The following is a 24,640-nucleotide window of genomic DNA, read 5'->3' on the forward strand; positions in this document are numbered from 1 at the left end:
GCGATGCGCTTCGCACTGCCCTTCCTCGCCTGGTCCGCGCTGGGCTTCCTCGGCATCCTCGCCATGGCCGCGCGGATCGGCCTCGACGGGCTGCGTGCGGTCGAGGGCGCGCCGGAGGTGTCCGACGGCGTGCTGCTCGTCCTGCTGGTGGCGCAGCCCGCGGTGCTGCTCGCGATCGCGGTGGCGATCGGCGTCGCGTTGTCCGAGAAGGCCGGCCTGCGCTCCTGGCTCACCGCGCGGCTGCGGGGCGAAGCGCCGCCGCTCGTCTCCTTTCCCACGGTGGTCGGCACGCTCGCGCTGACGGCCGCGCTCGCGCTCGCCGCGCTCGTCCTCGACGTCGTCTTCCGCCTCGCGGCGCCCGAGGCCTTCGTCGGGCTGCCGGGGTCGGATCTCGCGCTCGCACCGCGGCTCTCGGCGCTGCTCTACGGTGGCATCACGGAGGAGCTGATGCTGCGCTACGGCCTGATGACGGGCTTCGCCTGGGCCGTGCTGAAGGTGGCGCGCGGACGCGCCGCGATACTGCAGGCTGGGGTGATGTGGGGCGTCATCGTCGTCGTCGCCCTCGTCTTCGGCGCGGGGCACCTGCCGGCGCTCTCGGCGTCCGTCGAGCCGAACCTCGTCCTCGTCGTGCGCACGGTCGCGATCAACGCGCTGCTCGGCACGCTCTACGGGTGGCTCTACTGGCGCTACGCGCTGGAGCACGCGATCCTCGCCCACGCCTTCACGCACGGCGTGTTCTGGCTCGCGGGGCCGCTGATGGCGGGCCTCGCGGGCCTCGCCTGATCGCGCGATCGGGCACAGCATCCTGGTGACTTCGCCCCGATGACACGCTATCTCCCGTGCAGCGCAGCACCGCCTTGGGCCCGCGGAGGGCCGACGCGCCATGTCGAGCCGGACATCACCCACCGATCGCGGCGGCCCGCAGGGCGGCTACACCGTGCAGACGCGCGTCGTGGCGCGCCCCGACGGGCCGGCGCTGGAGCTCGTGGAGACGGCGCCGGAGCGCCCGCGGGTCGGCGCGCCGCTCCTCTTGATTCACGGCGCCTTCGGCGGCGCCTGGATGTGGGCGGAGCATCTCGGCCCCTTCCTCGCCCGGCGCGGGCGCACCTCGCTGGCGCTCTCGCTACGCGGCCACGGCGGCTCGGAGGGGCGCGAGCGGTTGCGCGAGACCACGCTCGAGGACTATCTCGCCGACGTGCGCTTCGCGCTCGAGCGCTTGCCGCAGGCGCCCGTCGTCGTCGCGCACTCGCTCGGCGGGCTGCTCGCGCAGCGGCTGATCGGCCGCGCGCAGATGCGAGGCCTCGCTCTCGTCTGCTCGCTCCCGCCCGAGGGGCTCGCCACGGTCAACCTGCGCACGGCGCTGACCGAGCCGGTCGTGTGGCTCGACGCCTTCCTCGGTGCGGCCACGCCGCAGGCGGGTGCGCCCGCGGCGGCGGGCGCGATCGCCGGGGAGGCGCGCACGCTGCTCTTCTCGGAGGGCCTCCCGCCCGCCCGTGCCCGGCGCTACGCGGCGATGATGACGCCCGAGGCGCCCCGCGCGCTCGGCGCCGCCAACGTGCCGGGCCCGATCCTCTCGGCCTTCCTCACCCGCCTGCCGACCCTCGTCGTCGGCGCGGCGCAGGACCGGCTCGTCTGGCGCGCCTGCACGCTGCGCACGGCCTTCTACCATGCCGCCCGCCACGAGACGATCGATCCGTCGGGCCACTTCCCCATGCTCGACGTCTGTGCGGACACGCTCGGCCGGCGCCTCGTCGACTGGCTCGAGGCCGAGGGGCTGTGAGGGGGGCCTCGACGCGCGACGCGGAGCCCCGCCCGGGAGCGCGCTCCCGATGAAGCGCGTTCTCGACTACGTCTGGCCGGTCGTCGGCCTCGTCGCGGTGGCGTTCTCGTTCTGGCTGCTGGCCCAGGAGCTGCGGTCGATCTCGGCGCAGGACGTCCTGGCCGCGATGGCCGCGATCGCGACCTGGCAGCTCGCCGCCGCGGCGGCGGCCACCATCGCCGGCTACGCCGCGCTCGCCTGGTACGACCGGATCGCGCTGCTGCATCTGGGCGTGACGCACATCTCATGGACGTTCATCACGCTGGCCTCCTTCACCACCTACGCTCTCTCGCACAACATCGGCGCCTCCGTGCTCTCGGGGGCGATGGTGCGCTACCGCGCCTATTCCTCCCGGGGGCTCACCGCGAGCCAGATCGCGGTCCTGGTGGGGCTGTGCACCTTCACCTTCCTGCTCGGCGTCGTGCTGCTGACGGGCCTCGTCCTGATCTTCGAGCCCCACGTGCTCGCGCGCCTCACGGGCGTGCTGCCGCGCTTCATGGAGATCGAGCCGCTGGCGCAGGCGATCGGTGCCGTGCTCGTGGCGCTCGTGGCGCTCTACCTGATCGGCTCGCTGATGGGCCTGCCGCCGCTGCGGGTGCGCGCCTTCCGCCTCGAATACCCGCGCCCGGCGGTGACGCTGCGCCAGCTCGCCGCCTCGACGCTCGACCTGCTCTTCACGGGGGCGATCGTCTACTTCCTGCTGCCGTGGGAGGCGAACCCCGGCTTCTTCGTCGTCCTGGCGGTGTTCCTGGCCTCGTTCTCGGCGGCGCTGATCTCCCACGCGCCGGGCGGGCTCGGCGTGTTCGAGCTCGTCTTCGTCGCCGCCATGCCGGACGTGCCGGACGCCGAGCTGATCGCAGCCCTGGTGCTGTTCCGGGTGCTCTACCTGCTGATCCCCTTCGCCGTCTCGCTCGTCGTGGTCGCGGTGTTCGAGCGGCGTCGGCTGATGGAGACGCTCCGGCGCAAGGCGCTGCGGCTCGAGAAGCGGGACGGCCGGCAGAAGGGCGATTGAACACGGCACGGGCGCCGCCTCTGCGCCTGGACACGCTCGGCCCGGTCACTCATGCTCGACACGGTCGGGGCCGTGGGCCGGCGACGAGGGGAGAATGCGGGTGATCCTCGTGACCGGTGCCACCGGCAACGTCGGCCGCGCCGTGGTCGCGGCCCTTCGCGATGCGGGAGAACGCGTCGTCGCCCTGGCCCGCGACCCCGCCAAGGCGTCCGCGTGCCTGCCTGTGGGCGTGTCCGTCCGGATCGCGGACTACGAGACGCCGTCCAGTCTCGACGCGGCACTCGCGGATGTCGAACGCGTCGTCTTCGTCCCGAGCGACGGGGACGCGTTGCGCGTCGTCGCGCAGCACGCGGCCGTCGTGGAGGCCCTGCGCCGTTCGCGCGTCGGCTTCGTCGTCTTCGTCACCATCGTCGACACGGCGGACACCTCGCCGTTCTACTTCGCCCCGGTCTATCGCGATGCGGAGGATCGCCTGCGCGAGAGCGCGGTGCCGGCGGGGCTGCTGCGATGCAACCTCTACTCGGAGTTCGTCCGGGATCGGTATCTCCGTCCCGCGCTGGCCAGTGGTCGCCTGGACGCACCGTTCGGCGAGGCCGAGATGGCGCCGGTGTCTCGCGCCGACGTCGCGGCCTGCGCGGCGGCGCTCGTCCGGCGGCCCGACTTCGCGGGAAGACGCCTGGTCCTGACCGGCCCAGCGGCGTTGAGCGGTCACGGCCTCGCGGCGATGGCGACGCGGTGCTGGAGCCGGCCGACCACCTACGCCCCGCTCCCCCGGCCCGACTACCTCGTGCAGCTCCTAAGGGAGCACCCGGCACCCTGGCCTCATGCGTTCTCGAGCCTGGCGTCGTCGATCGCCGAGGGCGCGTACGCGGATGTCCACGACGGCGTCTCGCGCCTGCTTGGACGACCGCCGATCCCCCTGGACGACGTCCTCGGCGCCGGCGCCGGGCCACGCGCCCTGCCGGAGCTTGGAATGCCATCGGCTCGGTGCACAAAAAAATTGGGCCGTCCCGAAGGACGGCCCGCCTCTGACTGTTTGCGTTCGTGACCCCGATGAACCGGGGGGCTGGGGGGCTGACGTGTCCGGTAGACCGAGACCACGAACCAGCGAGGCATGATGATTGATCGCAGCCCATCGGGGCGCGCTCGGGGCGCGAAAACGGCGAAACTGTGATTTCAGGAGAAAAGCGCGAGAAACGCGCGAGAAGCGCCCCTCGCATTGATCAGGATCATTGCGAAACCCCGTAAAGCGGTATTTCTCGCCATTCATGAACGTCGAGACCGCTCCCCCGCTCGTCTTTCGCACCCGCGCGCTCGCCAAGGTCTACCGCACGGGCGAGGTCGAGGTGCATGCCCTGCGCGGGGTGGATTTCGAGGCGCGGGCCGGCGAGCTCGTGGTGCTGCTCGGCCCCTCGGGCTCCGGCAAGTCGACCTTCCTCAACATCATCGGCGGCCTCGACCGCCCGACCTCCGGGGAAGCCTGGTTCCAGGACCGGGACCTCGCCCGCTCCAGCGACGCGGCGCTCACCGCCTACCGGCGGGACCACGTCGGCTTCGTCTTCCAATTCTACAACCTCGTGCCGAGCCTCTCGGCGCGCGAGAACGTGCGGCTCGTCACCGAGATCGCCCGCGCGCCCATGCGCGCCGAGGAGGCGCTCGACATCGTCGGGCTCGGCGACCGGATGGACCACTTCCCCGCACAGCTCTCCGGCGGCGAGCAGCAGCGCGTCGCCATCGCCCGCGCCATCGCCAAGCGCCCCGAGGTGCTGCTCTGCGACGAGCCGACGGGCGCGCTCGACTCGAAGACCGGCGTGAAGGTGCTCGAGGCGCTCACGCGGGTGAACGAGTCCTTCGGGGCGACGACCCTCGTGATCACCCACAATGCCGGCATCGCCGCGATCGCCCACCGTGTCGTGCGCTTCGCCGACGGACGCATCCAGGCGGTGGAGACGAACGCCGCGCGGCTGCGGCCCGAGGAGATCAGCTGGTGAGCGGGAGCGAACCTCGATGAGCGCCCTCGACCGCAAGCTCCTGCGGGACCTCGTGCGGCTGTGGCCGCAGGCGCTGGCGATCGCGCTTGTCATGGCGGCGGGCGTCGCGACGCTGATCCTCGGCGTGGGCGCCCACGCCTCCCTGTCGGAGACGCGCGCGGCCTACTACGAGCGCAACCGCTTCTCCGACGTCTTCGCCAGCGTCACACGCGCCCCCGAGCGCGTCGCGGCGCGCATCGCCGAGATCGACGGCGTCGGCGCGGTGGAGACGCGGGTGGGCAAGATCGCGCTCCTCGACCTGCCGGACATTCCCGAGCCGGCGTCGGCGATCTTCGTCTCGCTGCCCGATCTCGGCGAGCAGGCGCTCGACCTGATCACCCTGCGCTCCGGCCGCACGCCGCTGCCGGGCGCGACGCGGGAGGTGGTCGTCTCGGAGCCCTTCGCGCAGGCGCACGGCTACGAGATCGGCTCGACCTTCTCGGCGATCCTCAACGGCGTGAAGCGCGAGCTCACCGTCGTCGGCACCGCGCTCTCGCCCGAGTTCGTCTACGCGCTCGGGCCCTGGGACCTGATGCCGGACGACCGACGTTTCGGCGTCGTGTGGATGTCGCGCGCGGCGCTCGCCGCCGCCTGGGACCTCGAGGGCGCCTTCTCCGACCTGCGCGTGCGCCTTCTGCGCGGCGCCTCCGAGAGCGCCGTGATCGAGGAGATCGACCGCATCCTCGCACCCTACGGCGGCGAGGGCGCGCACGGGCGCAAGGACCAGCTCTCCCACGCCTTCCTCGACGCGGAGCTGACCCAGCTCCAGGCCATGAGCCGCATCCTGCCGCCGATCTTCCTCGTCGTGGCCGCCTTCCTCGTCAACATGACGCTGGCGCGGTTGATCACGCTGGAGCGCGAGCAGATCGGGCTCCTCAAGGCGCTGGGCTACTCCAACCTCGCCGTCGGCATGCACTATCTGAAGTTCGTCGCCGCGATCGCGCTGATCGGCGCGGCGCTCGGCTCGGCGGCGGGGACGTGGCTCGGGACGTCGCTGACGCGGATGTACGGCGACTTCTTCCACTTTCCGTTCCTCATCTTCCAGATGAGCCCGTCCGTCTACCTCGTGGCGATCGGCGTCACGCTCGCGGCCGCGATCGTCGGCGCGCTCAAGGCGGTGACCGGCGTGGTGCGGCTCGCGCCGGCGGTGGCGATGACGCCGCCGGCGCCGGCGCGCTACCAGCGCACGCTGCTCGATCGCCTGCACGCGGCGCTGCGCATGCCGCAGTCGGGCGTCATGACCGTGCGCCACCTCGTGCGCTATCCCGGCCGCTCGCTCGGCGGGCTCGTCGGCATCGCGCTCGCCACCGCGATCCTGGTCGGCTCGTTCTGGTCCTTCGGCTCGATCGAGTTCATGATCGACGTGCAGTTCCACCGCTCCGACCGGCAGGACGCGACGATCACCTTCGTCGGCGAGCGCGAGGCCTCCGCCGTCCAGGAGATCGCCCGGCTGCCCGGGGTCATGGCGGCCGAGCCCTACCGCGCCGTGCCGGTGAAGATCCGCGCGGCGACCATCGAGCGGCGCGTCGCCATCACCGGCAAGCCGGACGATGCGGACCTCAGCCGCGTGCTGGGCAGCGACCTCTCCCCCGTGCGCATGCCCGAGACCGGGCTCGCCCTCTCCGACCAGCTCGCCGCCATCCTTCGGGTGGAGACCGGCGACATCGTCGAGGTCGAGCTGATGGCCGGCGACCGGCGCACGGTGACGATGCCCGTGGCCATGGTGGTCGAGGGCTATCTCGGCCTGATGGCCTACGCCGACATCGCCACCGTCAACCGGCTGATGCGCGAGGGAGCGCTCGTCTCCGGCGTCCACCTCTCCCTCGACGAGACGCGGCGGGAGGATTTGTTCGGCGCGCTCAAGGCCATCCCGGCGGCGAGCTTCGTCGCGCTCCAGCGCGTGTCGCTCGCCAAGTTCCGCGAGACGCTGGCGCAGAACCTCCTCATGATGGTCTCGATCTACGCTGGGCTCGCCGCGATCATCGCCTTCGGCGTCGTCTACAACTTCGCGCGCATCTCGCTCTCCGAGCAGGGCCGCGAGCTCGCCTCGCTGCGCGTGCTCGGCTTCACCAGGGCCGAGATCTCCTGGATCCTGCTCTCCGAGCTCGCCATCCTGGTGCTGCTCGCCCAGCCGCTCGGCTGGCTGATCGGCTACGGGTTCGCGGTCGCCATGGCCGCGGGCTTCGAGAGCGAGCTCTACCGCGTGCCCCTCGTCGTCAACCGCGAGGTGTTCGCCTATGCGAGCCTCGTCGTCGTGGGCGCCGCCCTCGTCTCCGGGCTGATCGTGCGCCGGCGCATCGACCGGCTCGACCTCATCGCCGTCCTCAAGACCCGAGAATGACAGGATGAAACGCCTCATCGTCGCGATCGTGCTCCTCGCGCTCGCCGCCGCCGGCGCCTGGGCCCTGTGGCCCCGGCCGATCCCCGCCGACCTCGCCGTGATCGCCGCCGGGCCGATGGCGGTGAGCGTCGAGGACGAGGGCGTCGCGCGCATCGAGGACGTCTACACCGTCTCCGCGCCGATCGGCGGCACGCTCCAGCGCTCCCCGCGCCGCGTGGGCGACGTCGTCGTCGCGGACGAGACCATCCTCGCGGTGATCGAGCCGATGGCGCCGGCCTTCCTCGACGTGCGCTCCCAGCGGGTCGCCGAGGCCGCCGTGGAGGCCGCGGCCTCCGCCGTGTCGCTGGCGCAGGCGCAGGTGAGCCAGGCGGCGGCCGAGCTGGAGTTCGCGCAGAGCGATCTCGCCCGCGCCGAGGAGCTGTCGCGCCGCGAGGCGATCTCGGCGCGCGAGCTCGACCGGGTCCGCCTCGCCGTTCGCTCGGCGCAGAGCGCGCTCGCCTCGGCGGAGGCGACTCGGGAGGTCCGCGTGCGCGAGCTGGAGAGCGCGCGTGCGAACCTGATCCAGCCGGGCGGCGAGAGCGACGACTCCGCCACCTGCTGCATCCAGGTCCGCGCGCCGGTGAGCGGGCGCGTGCTCTCCGTCCTCGTCGAGAGCGAGCAGGTGGTCCAGCCCGGAACGCCCCTCGTCGAGGTCGGCGATCCGGACCGGCTCGAGGTCGTCGTCGACCTCCTTTCCCGCGACGCGGTTCGGGTCGCGCCCGGCGCATCCGCGATCGTCGACGACTGGGGCGGAGAGCGGCCGCTCGAGGCGCGGGTCGTGCGCATCGAGCCCACGGCCTTCACCGAGGTCTCGGCGCTCGGTATCGAGGAGCAGCGGGTGCGCGTCGTGCTCGCGCTCCTCGATCCCGCCGCGGCGCAGGGCAAGCTCGGGCACCGCTACCGCGTCGTGGCGCGCATCGTCGTCTGGCGGGACGAGAACGTCCTCCAGGTCCCGCTCGGCGCGCTCTTCCGCGAGGGCGGGGAGTGGGCGGTCTTCGTCGTCGAGGACGGCGTCGCGCGGGTGCGCCCGGTGACGCTCGGCGAGCGCACGATGCGCACGGCCCAGGTGCTCTCGGGCCTCGCGCCCGGCGAGACAGTGATCCTGCACGCGAGCGACCGGATCGTGCCGGGTACGGCCGTGGCGGCGCGGGAGGAAGGCTAGCCTCGGTCGAGGGCGAGGCGCGGCCCTTCGACGATCCGCAGTCCGGGGGACGCACCCTCGAGCGCCCGCGCGAGCGCGGGCAGCGCCTCGGCCGGAAGGAAGGCGGGCATCAGCATCTCGGGGCGCGCCGCGGCGCACAGAGCGCGAAGGTCGGAGAGCCGTGGATGCACGTTCCAGCGAACGAAGCGCGCGCGGCCCTGCGCCACCGCGTCGGCGACGGGCGTGCCCTGCGCCACGTGGCCGGTGAAGATCGTCTCCATGGCGCCCGCACCGGCGCGAACCGCCCGCGCGAAGAGCGCGGCCGCCACGCCGCTCTCGGCATTCGGGCCGGCGGCGATCATCACCCCGTCGAGCGCGCTCCCCTCGACGAGCGGCGCCTGCGCATCGAGCAGGCGGGCGACGGCGTCGGCGACGGCCGCATCCGCGAGGAGCCCCCGGGTGAGCGCGAGCGTGGCCACGCGCCGATGCGCCGGGCACAGCCGCACCCGCACGCTCTCCCCGATCGCGAGAGCGATGTCCAGCCCCCTGCCGTCGGCTGGGCACGGCAGCAGCAGCGGCGCGCCGGCCCGGGCGCGCGCGCGGAGCGGCGCCGCCGCCTCGTCGAGGGACACGTCCCAGGTGCCGTAGGCCGCGTCCGCGATCACGATGCGGGCCGGCGGCATCCGGTCGAGCGGCCAGGCCCGGCTCTCGGCGGTGACGTCGCCGGTGTAGAGCACCCCGTCGGCTCCCCCGAGCCGCATCCAGACACCGCCCGGCGCATGGCTCGCCCGCCCGGTCTCGACCCGCACGCCCGCGATCGCCGTCTCCCCCGCGAGCGGCAGGACCCGCGCCCGCGCGAGCGCCGGGTGCCCGGCGAGCGCGATCACGGTAGCGGTCGCGTGGAGCGGGACGTCCGGCGCGACGAGCTCGAGGGCGCCGACGTGGTCGCCATGGCCGTGGCTCAGGAGCACGGCGTCGAGACGCCCCACGTCCGAGAGGTCGGGCCGCAGGCCGCGATCCGGCCCCTCGCCGCAATCCAGGAGGAGCCGCGCGCCCGCGATCTCCACGAGAAAGCACGCCGGCCCCTTCGTCCCGAAGCCGGAGATCGCCGTGACGCGGATGCTCATGCGGGCAGCGCCCACGCGTCCGCGATCGCGAGCCCGACGCGCGTGCCCGGCACCCGCGGCTCGCGGGACTGGACCTGCACGATCCCGTCCTCGACGCCGTCGATGGCGATCTCGAGCGTGTGGAAGCCGCCGCGATAGACCGTATCGACGACGCGGGCGGGCACGGCGTCGGCGGCGTCGCTCAAGGCCAGCGTCTCCGCCCGCAGCACGAGACGGCCCGGCCCGGGCGCCGTCGCCGTGCCCCGCGCGGGGAGCGTGCGGCCGGCCAGCGAGACCGTGAGCCGGCCCTCGCGGGCGGGCTCCAGGATCGCGACCGGCACGAGCGCGCCGCGCCCGATGAAGCGCGCCACCATCTCCGTCGCCGGCGCGGCGTAGAGGTCGTGCGGCGTCGCGACCTGCTGCAGGCGCCCCTCGTGCATGACGGCGATCGTATCGGCGAGCGCCATCGCCTCGGCCTGGTCGTGGGTGACGATGACGAAGGTGGCGCCGGTCTCCCTGTGCAGGCGCCGGAACTCGCGCTGCATGATCTCGCGCAGGTGCGCGTCGAGGTTGGCGAGCGGCTCGTCGAGCAGCACGAGCGGCGGCTCGAGCGCGAGGCAGCGCGCGAGCGCGACGCGCTGCCGCTGGCCGCCGGAGAGCTGGGCCGGCTTGCGATCGGCGAGGTCCGACAGGCCCACCATGGCGAGCGCGTCGGCGACGCGCCGACGGCGCTTCTCCGCGGGCAGGCGGCGCACCTTCAGCCCGAAGGACACGTTGTCGGCGACCGACATGTGCGGCCACAGCGCGTAGGACTGGAACACCATCCCGAGCCCGCGCTCCTCGGCCTCGACGAAGCGCCCGCCGTCGGCGACCACCCGACCGGCGATCGCGATGCGCCCGGCGCTCGGCCGCTCCAGGCCGGCGACGAGGCGCAGGAGCGTGGTCTTGCCGCAGCCCGACGGGCCGAGCAGGGCGACGAACGCCCCCGGATCGACGACGAGGCTCACGTCGTCCACCGCCCGGCTCGCACCGAACGCCTTCGTCACACCGTCCAGATCGAGCCCGCCCATCGTCTCTCCCGTGTCGCCGCCGAACGATCGCGCCGTGTCCCGCGGTGCGATGACACCCGGATGACAGGCGTTCACCCCTCCAGCGACAACGCCCCCCCGAACCGCCGCTCCGGCAGCCCGCGAATGCCCTCCCCCGCGAGATCGCACACGAAGACGCCACCGGCCAGCGGCTCGCGGGAATAGGCGTCGGGCGTCATGCCCTCGCGGGCGGTGGAGATGTAGAGCCGGTCGAGGTTCTCGCCGCCGAAACAGCAGCAGGTGACCTGGGATACGGGCACCCTCACCCGGATGTCGGGCGTGCCGTCCGGCAGGATGCGCTCGACGCGCCCGCCGTCGAAGCGCGCGTTCCACAAGGCCCCCTCGGCATCGATGCAGGCGCCGTCGGGCACGCCCTCGCCCTCGGGCACCTGCACGAAGACCTGCCGCTCGCCGAGCGCGCCGGTGCCCGGGTCGCGCGCATAGCGCCAGATCGTGCGCGTCGGGCTGTCGGCGAGATACATCGCGGCGCCGCCCTCGGGAAAGGCGATGGCGTTGGTGATGGCGATGCCGGTCACGAGCGTCGTCTCGTGCGTGCCGTCGAAGCGCAGCACGCTGGAGACGGGCTGGAGCTCCACCTCGTCCATGCCGCCGACGACGAAGGCCCCCGAGGGGTCGCAGCGCCCGTCGTTGAGGCGCGTCTGCGGCAGGCCGGGCTCGAACGTGGTGAGCCGTCGGCGCGCGCCGCTCTCGGGGTCGAGCACGAAGAGCCCGCTCGCGAAGGCGGCGAGGACGAGCCCGCCCTCGCCGAAGGCGAAGGCGGTCAGCCGCTCGGGCAGAGCGAGGCTGCGCAGGTCGCCGCCCTCGGCGTCGCAGGAGAGCAGCAGCCTGCCGTGGATGTCCGTCCACCACAGCCGGCCCTGCTCGGCGTTCCACTGGATGCCTTCGGCGAGGAAGGCACTGGTTCCAACGAGGAGACGGGCCTCGAGCGTGCGCATGGGGACCTCCGGGACGGGCGCGTTCGCCCGGACCTTTGACGATTGCAGCGCCCGCGTCTAGCGTCGCGGTCCTCGCCACACGCCCCCGCCCCGGAGCCCCGTCGCCATGACCATCCTCGCCCGCTATCCCGACCTCGCGGAGAAGACCGTGTTCGTCTCGGGCGGGGCCACGGGCATCGGCGCGGACCTCGTCGCGGCCTTCGCGGGGCAGCGAGCGACCACCGTCTTCGTCGACATCGACGAGACCCGCGGCCGCGCGCTGGCCGAGCGGCTCGCCGGGGAGACTGGTGCGCACGTGGCGTTCCTGCGCGTCGACGTCACCGACATCCCCGCGCTCGAGGCGGCGATCGACCACGCGGCCTCGATCGGCGGTCGCCTCGACGTGCTCGTCAACAACGCCGCCAACGACCGCCGCGCGCCGATCGGCGACGTCGATCCCGATGCGTGGGATGCGGCGATGGCGGTGAACCTCAAGCACCAGTTCTTCGCGGCCAAGGCCGCGCATCGGCACATGAAGCCGCCCCGCGGCGGCTCCATCATCAACCTGGGCTCGACCTCGTATCGGCTCGGCGTGCCGAACCTCACCGCCTACGCCACCGCGAAGTCCGCCGTGCGCGGCCTCACCCGCCAGCTCGCCCGCGAATGGGGCGGCGACCACGTGCGCGTCAACGCCATCGTGCCGGGGGCTATCCTCACGCAGAAGCAGCGGCAGCTGTGGATCTCGCCGGAGGAGGAGGCGCGGATCGTCGCCCAGCAATGCCTGCCGCGGGCGCTCGACGGCGAGGACGTCGCCGAGATGGCCCTCTTCCTCGCCTCGGACGCCTCGCGCGGGTGCACGAGCCAGGACTTCGTGGTCGACGGCGGGCTGACCTGAGGCGCGCCCGCACGCGACATCGCGTCCGGCCACGCTCCGGAACCGGCCCCGCGCCCCTCGGGTTCTCCCCAGCGAGACCGAACCCGAGAAGGAGCGCCCCCATGAAAGGTCCCGACGTTTCCCTGAAGCATCTCCAGCGTGCCATCACGATGGAGCTGACCACCGTGAATACCTACGAGCTCCAGGCCGCCAAGCTGCGTGACTGGGGCGTCGACCAGCTCGCCGACCGCATGAGCGAGGAGATCGAGGAGGAGCGCGGCCACTTCCACCGCTTCCTCGACCGGCTGCTCTTCCTCGAGGGCACGGCGAACGTCCACGATCTCGACCCGATCGGCCAGGACGACACGATCCGCGCCATGTTCGAGACCCAGCTCAAGATGGAGAACGAGGCGCGCGACTACTACGACAAGGCCGCCCGCGAGGCCCGCGACGCCGGCGACCTCGGCACGTTCGACCTGTTCCGCTCGATCCTCAAGGACGAGGAGGAGCACATCGACTTCGTGGAGACCCAGTTCGACCTGATGAAGCTGATGGGCGAGCAGCTGTATGTTTCGCGGCAGGTGTCGTCGACGGCGGAGCAGGAGGAGGACGACTGATCGCGCCTAGCGCGTCAGCCGCCTCCCGTCTCGTTCCAGAGGTCAAGGAGCGTCTTCCCGCGCTCGCCCAGCCACGAGGCGAGCGCGGCGACGCGCGGAGCGATCGCGGCCGCATGCGCGCTGAGATCGTCCGCGCCCCTGGCGTATCTCACCGCCCGGTCCAGCGCCCCGGCGATCCCGTCCGGGTCGCGCTGTGCATCGGGCTGGTCGGCGAGGTGCTCGGCCTCCGCCATCGCCCCCGAGATGATCTCGCGCCGGGGCGTCGAGAGCGCGAGCAGGAGGGGTTTCAGCGCCCGGATCTCAGCCAGCGGATCGACCGCCGCGGGCGGGGGAAGCGCGGCCTGATCGATGCGCTGGGCGGCCGTGACGCCGCTGCCCGTGATGATCACGGTGTTGGTGGCGGAGCCGCCGATGGTGACGGAGCGGTTCGCGGTGTCATTCGCCATCGGGGTTCTCCTGCTCGAGGCGCTGGAAGGTTTCGAGGATGGGGGCGAGGAGGACTTCGTCGGGTTGGACGCCGGCGGCGGCGCAGCGGGAGGGGTAGCGCTGGAGGTGCATCTGCATCCAGCGCGCCACAGACGGCGGCGAGCGGAGGAAAACTGGCAAGAGGGTGCGGATAGCCTCGTCGAGTGCGGCATGCGCGCCGGAGATGTCACCCAACAGAAATCTTGAATCAGAAAGCGAACCCAGAGACACGCTTAGATTGATAACGAAAGACGCCGGTTGGTCGGCAACAAGAATACGTCGAATACTGACGGATTCTTCCGCAGCGGCGAGGGCGACTTCAAACCGTCCAAGAGTGTTCAGGCTATTGGCGAGGTTGTTGAGCGCCATTGCGACGTTCGGTTTAAAAACGTCGGGCCGTCCGGTAGCCAGCATGCGGTAGAGAGTTAATGCCTCTTGGGCCGCGGTGAGAGCGTTCTCGAAACGGCCGAGAGCGTTCAGGCATTTTGCAAGATTGATGAGCGCGGTCGCAAGATTCGGCGTGAACGCGTCAGGCTGCGCCGCGGCAAGCGTGCGCTGAAGTAAGACGGCTTCCTCAGCGGCAGCCAAGGCATCCTCGCATCGGCCATTGTCGATCAGGCGAAGGGCGAGGTTGGTGAGCGCGATGGCATAATCCAGCTCGAAGGCGCCAGGCCGTGCCGCGGCAAGTGTCCGATAGAGGCTGGCGGCCTCCTCGGCCACGGTGAAAGCATTCTCAAAGTCTCCGAGATCGCTCAGACGACTGGCGAGGTTGCTCAGTGCGCCTGCGACATCTGACGTGAAGCGACCTGGCTGAGCCGAATCGAGCCCGCGGTAGAGGACCGTCGCCTCCTTGGCCGCCGCAAGTGCATCCTCGCGCCGGCCTAGATCGCTCCGGAAGGTAGCGATGTTCTTGAGCACGCCGGCAAGGACCGGCATGAAGGCACCGGGCCGCTCCGCCGCGAGGCCGCGATAGGAGGCGGCGGCCTCCTCTGCGGCGGCGAGGGCGTCCTCACGCCGGCCGAGATCGCTCAGCCGAACGGAGAGGTTGTTTATCCACCCGGCCGCCCGCCCTCGTTCGTTGAGATCATCGCCGGCGGCCTCACGGAACCCCTCGACCACCCGGGCCGTGATCGCCGCCGCCGCCTCGCGCAAAATCGTCGTTTGCCGCGGCAATGCATATGCCAGCGGCTCCAGCATCTCCGGATCGTCTATCCCCTCCGCCAGCGCAGCGATCCACCCCATCACCCGCCGCGCCACCTCCACCTCGTCCGGCTTCGCCGTCGCATCCTCCAGCGCATAAGCGAAATCCTGCGCGAGACGCATCAGCGCCGCAGCGGCGGCGCCACCGGTCGCCGCATAGGCGCGCGCCACCAGCGCCGCGGCATCCGCGTCGTCCTCCCCTTCCAGCGCTTCGAGGATCGCACCCTCGCCGACGAGATCGGGGCGGATCGTGCCCAGCCGCGGCTCGCCAGCCTCCTCCGCCGCGCCGGGCCGCTCCTCGTCGTCCGCCGCAGGCAGCTCCGCCCGCAGCAACGTCGCCAGCGCCGCGACGTCCGTCGCGATCACCGCCGCGTCGAACTCGTCCTTCAGCGTCTTGCGCAGCCCCGCCGTCGGCAACCCGCCCGCCAACCCGTTGAAGGCGATCGCGTGGCGCAGCGCCTGCGCGGAAACGCCGACCGTCTTCGCTTGCCCCTCGAGCCTCGCCAGCTCGCGGCGGGCGAGCTTGCGGGCGGCGTCGAGGCGGCGCAGGGCCAAGGCTTCGCCCGGCGGTCGGTCGACGGAGAGCACGCCGGCCATGACGAGGGAGAGCGGGTTGGCGAAGCGCGCCTCGTCGAGCCGCGCATCGAACGCCGCATCCGCGCCGGGCTCCGGCACGGCGGCGGGCTCGGGGAGATCGGGCCGCAGCGCCCGCGCCGCCGCCTGCGCCGCTTTCACAAGCCCGCGCCGCTCCTCGCGCGCGGCGAGGCCCGCGAGCCGCTGCGGCGCGGCCCCGTGGAAGAGGTTGCTGCGATCCTTCTTGCCGTCGAGGGCGGGCTGCGACAGGTCGCGCCACCAGCCCTGCTCGGGCGAGGCCTCGCGCTCCAGAATCAGAATGCGCACGCGCCCCGGCACCTCGTCCTGCGTCAGCCGGTCGAGCAGGCCCGCCAGCGCCTCGCGGCAGGCGATCGCGTAGTCGACGACGAGCAGCGTCCGGCTCGCCCACGCGACCTGCCGGGTCGCGAGCGCGGCGACGACGGGGGCGAGCATGTCCGGATCGACGAAGCCCGCGACCCACGCGCCGGGCTTCAGATCGGGATCGATCGCGCGGCACAGCTCGAGCGCGAGGCGCGTCTTGCCGGTGCCGGCTTCGCCGATCACCGCGTGCACCGAGACGGCGGCCTCGTCGTCGAGCCAGGCGCGCAGGCCCGCCAGCTCCGCCTCGCGGCCGAAGAGCGGCAGGTCCGCCGTCGGCGCCAGTACGTCGAGCTCGCGCGCGTCCGGCCCCGGCGGGCGCGCCGGGCGCGGGTCCGCGCGCGGGATCTGCCGGCGCGCGATCGGCAAGCGCACGCCGCTGTCGCCGAAGACGAGCGTGGCGGTGTTGTGGTCGCCGGTGACGATCACGCTCCGGTCGACGCTGCCGGCTTCAAAGGAACGATCGGTCATGGCGGCCCGGCGGTCATCAAGATCGAGGCGAGCTTAGCCGCCGGTCCGGCATTCGACAATGCGGCGCGCCGGCCGCGCGCGCCCCGCACCCGCGCACCCCCGCGCCGTTCCCCCACCTCGACGCCCCGCCCCCGCTCTGGCAAGATCACCCGCGCCGGGGGCTTCCTCCCGGCGGCGGCGTTCCTACCTCTGGGGAACGTCTCCGGTGAGAGGGCGAGAGCATGAGCCAGCCGCGCGTCAAGACCAACGAGATCGATCCCGTCGTCGGCACCGTCGACCCGGTCTGGGCGCGGGCGCGGCGGGAGGCGGAGGCCGTGGTGCGGGAGGAGCCGTCGCTGACGAACTTCCTGCTCACCAACATCCTCAACCACTCGTCGCTCGAGGGCGCGGTGATCCACCGCGTCGCGGCGCGGCTCGCGCATCCCGCGCTCTCGGCGACGCTGATCGAGCAGACCTACCGCGAAGCCCTGCGGCGGGATCCCGAGATCGGGCAGTCCTTCCGGTCGGACATACTGGCCGTCGCCGACCGCGATCCCGCCTGCACCCGGCTGATCGAGCCGATGCTCTACTTCAAGGGCTTCCATGCCATCCAGACGCACCGCCTCGCGCACTGGCTGTGGACGCAGGGGCGCATCGACTTCGCGCTCTACCTGCAGAGCGTCTCCTCGGAAGTGTTCCAGACCGACATCCACCCCAACGCCCGGATGGGCCGCGGCGTGTTCCTCGACCACGCCACCGGCCTCGTCGTGGGCATGACGGCGGTGATCGAGGACGACGTCTCGCTGCTCCAGGAGGTGACGCTCGGCGGCACCGGCAAGGAGGGCGGCGATCGCCACCCCAAGATCCGCCGGGGCGTGCTGATCGGCGCGGGCGCCAAGATCCTCGGCAACATCGAGGTGGGGCGCTGCGCCCGGGTGGCGGCGGGCTCCGTCGTGCTCAAGGACGTGCCGCCCTGCACCACGGTGGCGGGCGTGCCCGCCAAGGTCGTCGGCGAGGCTGGATGCGCCGAGCCCGCGCGCACGATGGACCAGATCCTGGCACAGAGCCTCTCGCCCGAGTGAGGGGTAGAGCGAGGGCCCGGGTTGCCCGGCGCGGCTCGCCGTGGCATGCCGGGCCTCGACCGCCATGAAACGAGACGAGGTTCCCGCGTGACGAAATCCGAGCTGGCCAAAGTCGAGAGCTACCTGCGCCGCACCTTCGCCAACCACTCCATCACGGTGCGCGCCCGCCCGAAGAAGGACGATTCCGCCGAGGTCTACATCGGCGACGAGTTCATAGGCGTCCTCTTCCTGGACGACGAGGACGAGGACCGCTCCTACCAGTTCCAGATGGCGATCCTGGACACCGATCTGGAGGGGTGAGCGGGTCGCACCCGGTGCTCCTCGGGTGAGGTGGATATGCGCCCTCGCGGTCCGCGCCCCGACGGGCGGGCCCCGTCCCTCACCCCGCCAGCGCCTTCGCTACCGCGTCGCGGACGTCCTGGAGCGAGAAGGGCTTCGTCAGCACGTCCGTGACGATGGCCTCGAGGTTTCGAGCGCGCTCGCGCTGCTCGGCGTAGCCGGTCATCAGCAGGACGACGAGGTCGGGCTTCTCGCGCTTGGCGGCGAGCGCCAGCGCGATGCCGTCCATGAGCGGCATGCGGATGTCGGTGAGGAGGAGATCGTAGGTCGCCCCCTCCTCCATCAGCAGTTCCAGTGCGTCCGCGCCGTTCTCGGCGGTGTCGACGGCGTGGCCGTCGAGCGCGAGGCCGCGGGCGAGGAAGCCGCGCACGGGCTCCTCGTCGTCCACGAGCAGGATCTTCGCCATCGCGGGCCTCCCTCAGGTCGGCTCGAAGAGGTCGGGCGCAGTCGAGGTCGTGTCGATGACGCCCACGAACGGCAATTGGCGATAGGAATGGGCGATGTCCATGCCGTAGCCCACCACGAACAGGTCCGGGCAGCGGAAGCCGACGAAATCGGCGTCGATGTGCACGGCGCGCTTGCCGGGCTTCTCCAGCAGGACCGCGCTGAGCACGCGCTTGGCGCCGCGTGCCGCGAGCAGGTCCTTGGCGAAGACCAGCGTGCGGCCCGACTCGAGGATGTCGTCGACGAGCAGGACGTCCCGACCTTCGATCGCGCTCTCGACGTCGCGGAGGATCGCCACCTGGCCCGACGACACGGTCCCCGTGCGATAGCTCGACAGGTGCATGAACTCGACCTGCGGCGCGAGGCCGGCCCGGTGCAGGGCCCGGATCAGGTCGGCGGCGAACATGAAGCTACCCTTCAGGACCGCCACGACGAGCAGGTCCTTGGGCGCGGCGGCGACGATGTCGGCCGCGAGCTCCTCGCAGCGCCTGGCGATCGTCGTCTCGTCGAACAGCACGCGCACGCGTGATTCGGGCATGTCGGGACCTTCTCTTCAGGAACGCGCCCGTCAGGGGCTCGTGCCGGCCAGGGTCGCGCCCGAAGCGGGCGCAAATCTGACCAATACTTGCCGTGCTTCGGCCGGCGGCGCAACGAGCCTCGCGCGGAAGGGCGCGGTCTCCCCCGGCGCCAGGTCGCCGCGGGGCGGCTCGATCGTCCAGGAGTAGAGCGCCGTCTGCGTCCCGTCCCGCAGCGAGATGGCGAGCGGCGGGACTTCCCGGCGCCCGCCTGCGATGTTGGTGAGCACGCCCACGACCTCGAGCACGCGCTCCCCGTTCTCCTCGAATCGCCGCGAGACGACCTCGCCGATCGCGAGGCCACGCAGGTTCACATCGAGCCCGACGAGGCGATAGAGCCCCGCGGTGTCCGGCACCGCCCGCACCACGTTCTCGCGGGCCAGGATCGCCCCGACGAGAAGGGCGACGGCGAGGACGGCGAGCACCGGCGCGGCCGTGAGCCGCCGGCCCACGCCGCCGAGGAGCTGCGCCCCGCGCGCGCCGATCGCCTGGCGCGCCGCGGCGGCGGAGGGCCGCGCCCGTCGCGACTGCGCGTCGACCACGAGGTCGCGATCGGCCCCCGCGTCGGCTGCGTCGTCCTCGTCGGGATCGCCGAAGCCGCCGGCCATGGCGAAGGCCGCGTCGACGTCGTCCTGGCCTCCCAGGCCCGACGCGGCCGCGAGCTCCTCCTCGGGCGGCGCGTCGTAGATCAGCTCGTCCGTCTCGGGCTCCGCCTCGGCGAAGAAGGTCGCCTTGCACGACGCGCAGCGCACGGTCCGCCCGCTCGGCCTCAAATGCGCCGGGTCGATGACGTATTCGCTTGCGCAGGACGGACAGGTGATCAGCATGGCGAATCAGGTGGAGCCCGCTCCGGCGGGACGCGGGAGCGGGTCCCCATTGGCGAAGGTTTCGGTTAAGGGCGCGTGAAGGGCGATTTCGACGACCCCGAGGACGAGGACGGCGAGACCCCGCCGCCGGCGCTCGACGCCGACGCGGAGGACATCCCCGTCGTGCATTTCGAGAACGTGGGCGTGCGCTACGGGCTCGGGCCCGAGGTGCTGCGCGACCTCACCTTCTCGATCGGCCCGCGCTCGTTCCAGTTCCTCACCGGCCCGTCCGGCGCGGGCAAGACCACGCTCCTTCGGCTCATGCTGATGTCGGTGGCGCCCACCCGGGGTCTCGTCACCATCTTCGGCGAGGAGGTGAGCCGCATCGACAAGGATCGCCTCACCGAGCTGCGCCGACGCATGGGCGTCGTCTTCCAGGACTTCCGGCTGCTGGACCACCTGACCCTCTACGAGAACGTCGCGCTGCCGCTGCGCGTCCAGGGCCGGGAGGACGCGAGCTATCGCGCGGAGGTCACCGAGCTTCTGGACTGGGTGGGCCTCGGCCGGCGCATGCACGTGATGCCCCCCGTCCTCTCGGGCGGCGAAAAGCAGCGCGCGGCGATCGCGCGCGCGCTGATCACCCGGCCCGAGCTGCTGCTCGCCGACGAGCCCACCGGCAACGTCGATCCCGGGCTCGCCCGCCGGCTGCTGCGCCTGTTCATCGAGCTCAACCGGCTCGGCACGTCGGTCGTCATCGCCACCCACGACCTCTCCCTGATGGACCTCGTCGACGCGCGCCGCCTGGTGCTCGCCGACGGCCATCTGCACATCGACGAGTAGGACGCCGTATGCGCCCCCCGCATCGCCCCGACCCGTTCGAGCCCGATCCGCCGGACGACGATCCCGGCGGGTACGACCCGTTCGCGAAAGACCCGTTCGACCACGATCGTTTCGGGGACGGTCGATTCGGGGACGAGCATTTCGGCGATGCGCGCTTCGAGGAGCCCGCACCGCTCGAGATCGGCCACGGCGCGCCGCAGGCGACGGTGCTCGAGCCGTCCTCGGTCGCAGCGCCGTCGCTCACCCGCGACGCGCCGCTCGTGCCGGTCGATTCCGCCGCGAGCCGGGCGCTGATCGCGGTGATCGCCATCCTCACCTTCCTCGCCGCGCTCTGCGCCGGGGCCGCCGAGATCGTCGCCGCCAATTCCGCCGCCTGGCGGGCGAGCGTCGCACGCGAGGCGACGATCCAGATCCGCCCGCGCCCGCAGGTCGACGTCGAGGCGCTGGTCGCGCAGGCGGCGGCGCTGGCGCGCGACACGCCGGGCATCGCCGCCGCCGAGCCCTATTCCGCCGAGCGCTCGGCGCAGCTGCTCGAGCCGTGGCTCGGCGCCGGGCTCGACCTCGGGGAGCTGCCGGTGCCGCGCCTCGTCGTCGTGCGGCTCGAGCCCGGCGCCGACCCGGACTTCTCGGCCCTGCGCACGGCGCTCTCCGACATCCCGGGCGCGAGCCTCGACGACCACGGCCAGTGGATCGCACGGCTCTCCGCCATGGCGAACACGGTGGTGGCGATCGGCGTCGCGCTCGTCGTGCTCGTGCTGGCGGCGGCGGGGCTCGCCGTCGCCTTCGCCACCCGCGGGGCGATGGCGGGCAATCGCGACATCGTCGAGGTGCTGCACTACGTGGGCGCGGACGACGCGTTCATCGCTCGCGAGTTCCAGAACCGCTTCCTGCGCATGGGGCTCAAGGGCGGCGCCGTGGGCGGCGGTCTCGCGGTGGCGCTGTTCGCGCTGTTCGGATGGATCTCCGAGCGCTGGCGCGCCTCCCCCGCCGGCGACCAGATCGAGGCCCTGTTCGGCGGCTTCGAGGTGGGCTGGCGCGGAGCGGCGGTGATCGTCGTCATCGCCTTGTGCGTCTCCGGCGTCACGGCGCTCGTCTCCGGCGTCTCGGTGCGGCGCATCCTGGCGGGCGATTCGGAATGAGGCCGCACGAATCACGGCGATCGTCACCGCGCCGCCGCAATCGGCGCTATCTTGAGCCCTCGACATGGCTCGGCAGGCGCGCATGGCAGACGCGGGCGTCGCACCCGCAGACGGCTACGACGGGAGGGAGGCTGCTTCGATGAGGCCTCCGCCGCGCCGCCGCTCGCTCGCAAGCAGGCTCGCCGGGACGCTCCTCGGCGCGGCCGTGCTCCTGGCCGTCGCGGCGGCTCTCGGCTTCCTCGTCTTCGTCGCGACGCTCGAGCGGCACATGGCCGAGCCGGTCCGCGCCGACGCCATCGTGGCGCTCACCGGCGGCACGCAGCGCGTCACGGACGCCCTCGACCTGCTCGCCCGCGGCAAGGGCGACAGGCTCCTCATCTCCGGCGTGCACGAGACGACCACCCTCGAGGAGATCGCGCGGCTAAACCCCGAGCACGTACGGCTCCTCTCCTGCTGCGTCGACCTCGACCACCGTGCACGCAACACGATCGGCAACGCCATCGAGACGCGCCGCTGGGCGGCGGAGCGCGGGGTGGGGTCGCTGATCGTCGTCACCTCGAACTACCACATGCCGCGTACGCTGCTCGAGCTCGCGAACGCCTCGCCGGACCTCGAGGTGATCCCCTACGCGGTCGCACCCGCCAACCTCGACACCGCGGCGTGGTGGCACGAGCCCAACGCCGCGCGGCTGCTGGCGGTCGAGTACCTCAAGTTCCTGGCGGTGTGGCTGCGCACGGCGGTGGAGGGCGACCCGGAGCGGTCACCTGCGGCGCACATGATGAGCGGCTTCCAGCGGCCGGTCGCGCCGGCGCTCGCCGCGGCGATTTGATTCGGCGGCGCCAGTCGCTAGAAGGGCGCGACACACGCCGCTCGCCGCACGCCGCCGAAAGCCCTCATGCTCCTCCTGCGCTCGCTCGCCTTCAACACGCTGTACTACGCGAACCTCATCGTCTGCATGATCGTGGCGCTGCCGACGCTGGCGATGCCGCGCGCCGTGTTCCGCGACGTGGCGAAGGTGTGGGCGCGCTCGTCGCTGTGGCTCCTGCGCGTCGTGGCGGGGACGCGGGTCTCCTGGCGCGGGCTCGAGAACATCCCGCCGGGCGGGCTTCTCGTCGCGTCGAAGCACCAGTCGCTCTGGGAGACCTTCGCGCTCCTCACCATCCTCGACGACCCGGCCTACGTGCTCAAGCGCGAGTTGATGTGGATCCCGTTCTTCGGCTGGTACGCCTGGAAGGCGCGCTCCGTCCCGGTCAACCGCAAGGGACGCTCGGCGGCGCTGGCCGACCTCGCGATCAAGGCCGAGCAGGCGATCGCGTCCGGGCGGCAGGTGATCCTGTTCCCGGAGGGCACCCGGCGGGCGCCCGGCGCGGAGCCGGCCTACAAATGGGGGATCGTCCACCTCTACGACCGGCTGAACGTGCCGGTGCTGCCGATCGCGCTCAATTCCGGCGTCTACTGGCCGCGCCGCAAGTTCCTGCGCCGTCCAGGCACCATCGTCGTCGAGGTGCTGCCGCCGATCCCGCCGGGCAAGCCCAAGGACGAGTTCTTCGCCGTCCTGCAGGAGACGATCGAGACGGCCTCGAACCGCCTCCTCGCGGAGGGTCGTGGCGAGCTCGTGCGGGAGGGCACGCCGCAGCCGGCGGACGAGCGGCCCGGCGGGTGACGTCAGGCGGCGCGGGCGAGGCTCTCGAACAGGCCGAGCCCGTCGGTGCCGCCGACGAGGCCGTCCACCAGGTTCTCGGGGTGGGGCATCATGCCGAGCACCCGGGCGTTCTCCGACAGCACGCCGGCGATCGCATTGAGCGAGCCGTTGACGTTGGCGTCCGCCGCGAGCGCGCCCGAGGCGTCGCAATAGCGGAAGGCGATGCGGCCCTCGCCCTCGAGCCGCGCGAGCGTGTCCGGATCGGCGAAGTAGTTGCCCTCGCCGTGAGCGATGCAGACGTCGATCGCCTGCCCCTGCCGGTAGGCGGAGGTGAAGGGCGTGTCGGTCCGCTCGACGCGCAGGAACTGCCGGTGGCAGAGGAAGCGCAGGTTGGCGTTGCGCATCAGGACGCCCGGCAGCAGGCCCGACTCGCACAGGATCTGGAAACCGTTGCAGATGCCGAGCACCAGACCGCCGCGGGCGGCGTGGCGGCGCACCGCGTCCATCGCCGGCGCACGTCCGGCGATGGCGCCGCAGCGCAGGTAGTCGCCGTAGGAGAAGCCGCCGGGCAGGACCGCGAGGTCGACACCCTCGGGCAATTCCGGCTCGGCGTGCCAGACGCGCTCGACCGTGGCGCCGGCGCGCGCGAGGGCGCGCGCGACGTCGCCGTCGCGGTTGGAGCCGGGGAAGACGACGATCGCGGCGCGCATCAGACGAGCTCGACCCGGTAGTTCTCGATGACGGTGTTGGCGAGGAGCTTATCGCAGGCGCGCTCCAGCTCCGCCCGGGCCGCGGCCTCGTCGGCGGCGGCGATCTCGACGTCGAACACCTTGCCCTGCCGCACCGACGCGACGCCCTCGATCCCGAGCGATCCGAGCGCCCCCTCGATCGCCTTGCCCTGCGGATCGAGCACGCCGTTCTTCAGGGTGACGGTGACGCGGGCCTTGATCATTGCGCGGTCCTGGCTGTCGTGCGGGAGCGTGTCGCCATCCGCATAACGGGCGCGCGCGTCCGGGGCAAGCGCGCACGCGGTTCAGAACGCCTCCGCCGCCACCTGCCGCAGGGCCGCCTCCACGGCCGCCGCGTCGTCGCCGACGACGAGGGCGAGGCGCAGCTCGCCGCCCTGCTCTTCGCGGGCGAGCGTCGCGCCGTGGGCGGTGCGGCCGGTCGCCGGGGCGGTGAGGGAGACGGCGAAACCGTCGAGCCCCTCGATCGCCAACGGGCGAGTCTCGACCCGCGTCGTGACGGCGCGGCGGGCCTCGCTCTCGTCGGCACGGTCGCGCGCGGCGAGGAAGGCCGCGAGCCGTTGCGGGTCCGCGAGCACGGCGCGTGCCTCCTGCGCCGCCTCCCCACGCAGGCGCAGGACGGAGACCATCAGGCGGTCCGGGCAGTCCGCGTCGAGGCAGGCGGCGATGCCCTCGGGCTCGCCGCGATCGAGCGCCGACCAGCGGTCGAGCGGCAGGACGAGCCAGCCGGTCTCGTCCGGCAGCCCGGCGACGAGCCGCGGGCCGCCGACGCAGCCGGCGAGCGTGGCGATCCCGCAGGCGGCGAGGATCGCGACCGGGACGCGGGCACGGGTGAGGCGGAATCGGCACTTCGTCATCGCAGCGGGACGAAAGCACGGCGGGCGCCGCCTCGCCAGAGCGCGACCGGCGATTTCCACCACCGCGGCCGCATGCCGCGC

General features: G+C 72.5%; 26 protein-coding genes. 15 read left to right on the forward strand and 11 right to left on the reverse strand.

Annotation, left to right across the window (positions count from 1 at the left end; translation table 11 throughout):
- Nucleotides 1-3: 3 nt before the first annotated feature.
- The 7 genes from ACTZWW_RS11245 (at nucleotide 4) to ACTZWW_RS11275 (ending at nucleotide 8,403) form a co-directional block, all read left to right on the forward strand.
- A complete protein-coding gene (locus ACTZWW_RS11245; RefSeq protein WP_444781048.1) occupies nucleotides 4-783 on the forward strand; it encodes a CPBP family glutamic-type intramembrane protease in 780 nt (259 codons plus the stop codon).
- 100 nt (nucleotides 784-883) lie between these two features.
- A complete protein-coding gene (locus ACTZWW_RS11250) occupies nucleotides 884-1,780 on the forward strand; it encodes an alpha/beta hydrolase (protein WP_444781049.1) in 897 nt (298 codons plus the stop codon).
- A gap of 49 nt (nucleotides 1,781-1,829) precedes the next feature.
- Nucleotides 1,830-2,831, forward strand: coding sequence for a lysylphosphatidylglycerol synthase domain-containing protein (locus ACTZWW_RS11255; RefSeq protein ID WP_444781050.1), 1,002 nt, complete (start codon nucleotides 1,830-1,832; stop codon nucleotides 2,829-2,831).
- A 94-nt stretch (nucleotides 2,832-2,925) separates the two neighbouring features.
- Entirely contained in the window at nucleotides 2,926-3,879 is a 954-nt protein-coding gene (locus tag ACTZWW_RS11260) for an NAD(P)H-binding protein (protein WP_444781051.1), read from the forward strand.
- A gap of 220 nt (nucleotides 3,880-4,099) precedes the next feature.
- Complete coding sequence (locus ACTZWW_RS11265; RefSeq protein ID WP_444781052.1) at nucleotides 4,100-4,822, forward strand: ABC transporter ATP-binding protein; 723 nt, start codon at nucleotides 4,100-4,102, stop codon at nucleotides 4,820-4,822.
- Nucleotides 4,823-4,838: 16 nt separating this feature from the next.
- Nucleotides 4,839-7,202, forward strand: coding sequence for an ABC transporter permease (locus ACTZWW_RS11270; RefSeq protein WP_444781053.1), 2,364 nt, complete (start codon nucleotides 4,839-4,841; stop codon nucleotides 7,200-7,202).
- 4 nt (nucleotides 7,203-7,206) lie between these two features.
- Nucleotides 7,207-8,403, forward strand: a complete 1,197-nt coding sequence (locus tag ACTZWW_RS11275) for an efflux RND transporter periplasmic adaptor subunit (RefSeq protein ID WP_444781054.1) — start codon at nucleotides 7,207-7,209, stop codon at nucleotides 8,401-8,403.
- Here ACTZWW_RS11275 and ACTZWW_RS11280 read toward each other — a convergent pair.
- From ACTZWW_RS11280 to ACTZWW_RS11290, 3 genes are all read right to left on the reverse strand, one after another.
- Nucleotides 8,400-9,509, reverse strand: coding sequence for an MBL fold metallo-hydrolase (locus ACTZWW_RS11280; RefSeq protein WP_444781055.1), 1,110 nt, complete (start codon nucleotides 9,507-9,509; stop codon nucleotides 8,400-8,402). The genes ACTZWW_RS11275 and ACTZWW_RS11280 overlap by 4 nt on opposite strands.
- Nucleotides 9,506-10,558: an ABC transporter ATP-binding protein gene (locus ACTZWW_RS11285; RefSeq protein WP_444781056.1), complete on the reverse strand. Its 1,053-nt coding sequence runs from the start codon at nucleotides 10,556-10,558 to the stop codon at nucleotides 9,506-9,508. Before ACTZWW_RS11285 ends, ACTZWW_RS11280 begins: the two co-directional genes overlap by 4 nt.
- Nucleotides 10,559-10,629: 71 nt before the next feature.
- Nucleotides 10,630-11,532, reverse strand: coding sequence for an SMP-30/gluconolactonase/LRE family protein (locus tag ACTZWW_RS11290; RefSeq protein ID WP_444781057.1), 903 nt, complete (start codon nucleotides 11,530-11,532; stop codon nucleotides 10,630-10,632).
- 106 nt (nucleotides 11,533-11,638) lie between these two features.
- Between ACTZWW_RS11290 and ACTZWW_RS11295 the strand changes: the two genes are divergently transcribed.
- Both ACTZWW_RS11295 and ACTZWW_RS11300 read left to right on the forward strand, forming a co-directional pair.
- Nucleotides 11,639-12,406 (forward strand): SDR family NAD(P)-dependent oxidoreductase, encoded by a 768-nt coding sequence (locus ACTZWW_RS11295; protein WP_444781058.1) that lies wholly within the window; start codon nucleotides 11,639-11,641, stop codon nucleotides 12,404-12,406.
- A 101-nt stretch (nucleotides 12,407-12,507) separates the two neighbouring features.
- A complete protein-coding gene (locus ACTZWW_RS11300; protein WP_444781059.1) occupies nucleotides 12,508-13,002 on the forward strand; it encodes a ferritin-like domain-containing protein in 495 nt (164 codons plus the stop codon).
- Nucleotides 13,003-13,016: 14 nt separating this feature from the next.
- Here the strand turns inward: ACTZWW_RS11300 and ACTZWW_RS11305 are convergent, their stop codons facing one another.
- Together ACTZWW_RS11305 and ACTZWW_RS11310 are read right to left on the reverse strand one after the other, a co-directional pair.
- Nucleotides 13,017-13,448 (reverse strand): hypothetical protein, encoded by a 432-nt coding sequence (locus tag ACTZWW_RS11305; RefSeq protein ID WP_444781060.1) that lies wholly within the window; start codon nucleotides 13,446-13,448, stop codon nucleotides 13,017-13,019.
- Complete coding sequence (locus ACTZWW_RS11310; RefSeq protein ID WP_444781061.1) at nucleotides 13,438-16,110, reverse strand: tetratricopeptide repeat protein; 2,673 nt, start codon at nucleotides 16,108-16,110, stop codon at nucleotides 13,438-13,440. The genes ACTZWW_RS11305 and ACTZWW_RS11310 overlap by 11 nt, the downstream gene beginning before the upstream one ends.
- Before the next feature lie 221 nt (nucleotides 16,111-16,331).
- Between ACTZWW_RS11310 and cysE the strand changes: the two genes are divergently transcribed.
- A complete protein-coding gene (cysE, locus tag ACTZWW_RS11315) occupies nucleotides 16,332-17,171 on the forward strand; it encodes a serine O-acetyltransferase (RefSeq protein ID WP_444781062.1) in 840 nt (279 codons plus the stop codon).
- A gap of 87 nt (nucleotides 17,172-17,258) precedes the next feature.
- Nucleotides 17,259-17,471: a DUF3126 family protein gene (locus ACTZWW_RS11320; protein WP_444781063.1), complete on the forward strand. Its 213-nt coding sequence runs from the start codon at nucleotides 17,259-17,261 to the stop codon at nucleotides 17,469-17,471.
- 79 nt (nucleotides 17,472-17,550) lie between these two features.
- On the opposite strand, the gene ACTZWW_RS11325 is transcribed toward ACTZWW_RS11320, so the two are convergent.
- Genes ACTZWW_RS11325 through ACTZWW_RS11335 form a run of 3 tightly spaced genes read right to left on the reverse strand, consistent with a single transcriptional unit; the run spans nucleotide 17,551 to nucleotide 19,356 of the window.
- Nucleotides 17,551-17,916 (reverse strand): response regulator, encoded by a 366-nt coding sequence (locus tag ACTZWW_RS11325; RefSeq protein ID WP_444781064.1) that lies wholly within the window; start codon nucleotides 17,914-17,916, stop codon nucleotides 17,551-17,553.
- 12 nt (nucleotides 17,917-17,928) lie between these two features.
- Nucleotides 17,929-18,492 (reverse strand): hypoxanthine phosphoribosyltransferase, encoded by a 564-nt coding sequence (gene hpt / locus ACTZWW_RS11330; RefSeq protein WP_444781065.1) that lies wholly within the window; start codon nucleotides 18,490-18,492, stop codon nucleotides 17,929-17,931.
- 30 nt (nucleotides 18,493-18,522) lie between these two features.
- Entirely contained in the window at nucleotides 18,523-19,356 is an 834-nt protein-coding gene (locus tag ACTZWW_RS11335) for a zinc-ribbon domain-containing protein (RefSeq protein WP_444781066.1), read from the reverse strand.
- Nucleotides 19,357-19,509: 153 nt separating this feature from the next.
- On the opposite strand from ACTZWW_RS11335, the gene ftsE reads away from it, so the two are divergent.
- The 4 genes from ftsE to ACTZWW_RS11355 all read left to right on the forward strand — a co-directional run bounded on the left by ftsE (nucleotide 19,510) and on the right by ACTZWW_RS11355 (nucleotide 22,977).
- Entirely contained in the window at nucleotides 19,510-20,175 is a 666-nt protein-coding gene (gene ftsE, locus ACTZWW_RS11340) for a cell division ATP-binding protein FtsE (RefSeq protein ID WP_444781078.1), read from the forward strand.
- 8 nt (nucleotides 20,176-20,183) lie between these two features.
- Nucleotides 20,184-21,314, forward strand: a complete 1,131-nt coding sequence (locus ACTZWW_RS11345; protein ID WP_444781067.1) for a cell division protein FtsX — start codon at nucleotides 20,184-20,186, stop codon at nucleotides 21,312-21,314.
- A 139-nt stretch (nucleotides 21,315-21,453) separates the two neighbouring features.
- Nucleotides 21,454-22,143, forward strand: coding sequence for a YdcF family protein (locus tag ACTZWW_RS11350; RefSeq protein WP_444781068.1), 690 nt, complete (start codon nucleotides 21,454-21,456; stop codon nucleotides 22,141-22,143).
- A 66-nt stretch (nucleotides 22,144-22,209) separates the two neighbouring features.
- Nucleotides 22,210-22,977: a lysophospholipid acyltransferase family protein gene (locus ACTZWW_RS11355; RefSeq protein ID WP_444781069.1), complete on the forward strand. Its 768-nt coding sequence runs from the start codon at nucleotides 22,210-22,212 to the stop codon at nucleotides 22,975-22,977.
- A gap of 2 nt (nucleotides 22,978-22,979) precedes the next feature.
- Here the strand turns inward: ACTZWW_RS11355 and purQ are convergent, their stop codons facing one another.
- The 3 genes from purQ to ACTZWW_RS11370 all read right to left on the reverse strand — a co-directional run bounded on the left by purQ (nucleotide 22,980) and on the right by ACTZWW_RS11370 (nucleotide 24,559).
- Entirely contained in the window at nucleotides 22,980-23,666 is a 687-nt protein-coding gene (gene purQ, locus ACTZWW_RS11360) for a phosphoribosylformylglycinamidine synthase subunit PurQ (RefSeq protein ID WP_444781070.1), read from the reverse strand.
- Nucleotides 23,666-23,905, reverse strand: a complete 240-nt coding sequence (gene purS, locus ACTZWW_RS11365; protein WP_444781079.1) for a phosphoribosylformylglycinamidine synthase subunit PurS — start codon at nucleotides 23,903-23,905, stop codon at nucleotides 23,666-23,668. Before purS ends, purQ begins: the two co-directional genes overlap by 1 nt.
- 84 nt (nucleotides 23,906-23,989) lie before the next feature.
- Complete coding sequence (locus tag ACTZWW_RS11370; protein ID WP_444781071.1) at nucleotides 23,990-24,559, reverse strand: hypothetical protein; 570 nt, start codon at nucleotides 24,557-24,559, stop codon at nucleotides 23,990-23,992.
- Nucleotides 24,560-24,640: the final 81 nt, after the last annotated feature.

Origin of the sequence: Salinarimonas sp. NSM, assembly GCF_052380005.1 — a bacterium.
Taxonomy (GTDB): Bacteria; Pseudomonadota; Alphaproteobacteria; order Rhizobiales; family Beijerinckiaceae; genus Salinarimonas.

What these genes read in the sequence shown, in the direction of transcription:
- ACTZWW_RS11245 (WP_444781048.1), top strand. Translation starts at nt 4, where the DNA reads ATGCGCTTCGCACTGCCCTTCCTCGCCTGGTCCGCGCTGGGCTTCCTC.
- ACTZWW_RS11250 (WP_444781049.1), top strand. Translation starts at nt 884, where the DNA reads ATGTCGAGCCGGACATCACCCACCGATCGCGGCGGCCCGCAGGGCGGC.
- ACTZWW_RS11255 (WP_444781050.1), top strand. Translation starts at nt 1,830, where the DNA reads ATGAAGCGCGTTCTCGACTACGTCTGGCCGGTCGTCGGCCTCGTCGCG.
- ACTZWW_RS11260 (WP_444781051.1), top strand. Translation starts at nt 2,926, where the DNA reads ATGCGGGTGATCCTCGTGACCGGTGCCACCGGCAACGTCGGCCGCGCC.
- ACTZWW_RS11265 (WP_444781052.1), top strand. Translation starts at nt 4,100, where the DNA reads ATGAACGTCGAGACCGCTCCCCCGCTCGTCTTTCGCACCCGCGCGCTC.
- ACTZWW_RS11270 (WP_444781053.1), top strand. Translation starts at nt 4,839, where the DNA reads ATGAGCGCCCTCGACCGCAAGCTCCTGCGGGACCTCGTGCGGCTGTGG.
- ACTZWW_RS11275 (WP_444781054.1), top strand. Translation starts at nt 7,207, where the DNA reads ATGAAACGCCTCATCGTCGCGATCGTGCTCCTCGCGCTCGCCGCCGCC.
- ACTZWW_RS11280 (WP_444781055.1), bottom strand. Translation starts at nt 9,509, where the DNA reads ATGAGCATCCGCGTCACGGCGATCTCCGGCTTCGGGACGAAGGGGCCG.
- ACTZWW_RS11285 (WP_444781056.1), bottom strand. Translation starts at nt 10,558, where the DNA reads ATGGGCGGGCTCGATCTGGACGGTGTGACGAAGGCGTTCGGTGCGAGC.
- ACTZWW_RS11290 (WP_444781057.1), bottom strand. Translation starts at nt 11,532, where the DNA reads ATGCGCACGCTCGAGGCCCGTCTCCTCGTTGGAACCAGTGCCTTCCTC.
- ACTZWW_RS11295 (WP_444781058.1), top strand. Translation starts at nt 11,639, where the DNA reads ATGACCATCCTCGCCCGCTATCCCGACCTCGCGGAGAAGACCGTGTTC.
- ACTZWW_RS11300 (WP_444781059.1), top strand. Translation starts at nt 12,508, where the DNA reads ATGAAAGGTCCCGACGTTTCCCTGAAGCATCTCCAGCGTGCCATCACG.
- ACTZWW_RS11305 (WP_444781060.1), bottom strand. Translation starts at nt 13,448, where the DNA reads ATGGCGAATGACACCGCGAACCGCTCCGTCACCATCGGCGGCTCCGCC.
- ACTZWW_RS11310 (WP_444781061.1), bottom strand. Translation starts at nt 16,110, where the DNA reads ATGACCGATCGTTCCTTTGAAGCCGGCAGCGTCGACCGGAGCGTGATC.
- cysE (WP_444781062.1), top strand. Translation starts at nt 16,332, where the DNA reads ATGAGCCAGCCGCGCGTCAAGACCAACGAGATCGATCCCGTCGTCGGC.
- ACTZWW_RS11325 (WP_444781064.1), bottom strand. Translation starts at nt 17,916, where the DNA reads ATGGCGAAGATCCTGCTCGTGGACGACGAGGAGCCCGTGCGCGGCTTC.
- hpt (WP_444781065.1), bottom strand. Translation starts at nt 18,492, where the DNA reads ATGCCCGAATCACGCGTGCGCGTGCTGTTCGACGAGACGACGATCGCC.
- ACTZWW_RS11335 (WP_444781066.1), bottom strand. Translation starts at nt 19,356, where the DNA reads ATGCTGATCACCTGTCCGTCCTGCGCAAGCGAATACGTCATCGACCCG.
- ACTZWW_RS11345 (WP_444781067.1), top strand. Translation starts at nt 20,184, where the DNA reads ATGCGCCCCCCGCATCGCCCCGACCCGTTCGAGCCCGATCCGCCGGAC.
- ACTZWW_RS11350 (WP_444781068.1), top strand. Translation starts at nt 21,454, where the DNA reads ATGAGGCCTCCGCCGCGCCGCCGCTCGCTCGCAAGCAGGCTCGCCGGG.
- ACTZWW_RS11355 (WP_444781069.1), top strand. Translation starts at nt 22,210, where the DNA reads ATGCTCCTCCTGCGCTCGCTCGCCTTCAACACGCTGTACTACGCGAAC.
- purQ (WP_444781070.1), bottom strand. Translation starts at nt 23,666, where the DNA reads ATGCGCGCCGCGATCGTCGTCTTCCCCGGCTCCAACCGCGACGGCGAC.
- ACTZWW_RS11370 (WP_444781071.1), bottom strand. Translation starts at nt 24,559, where the DNA reads ATGACGAAGTGCCGATTCCGCCTCACCCGTGCCCGCGTCCCGGTCGCG.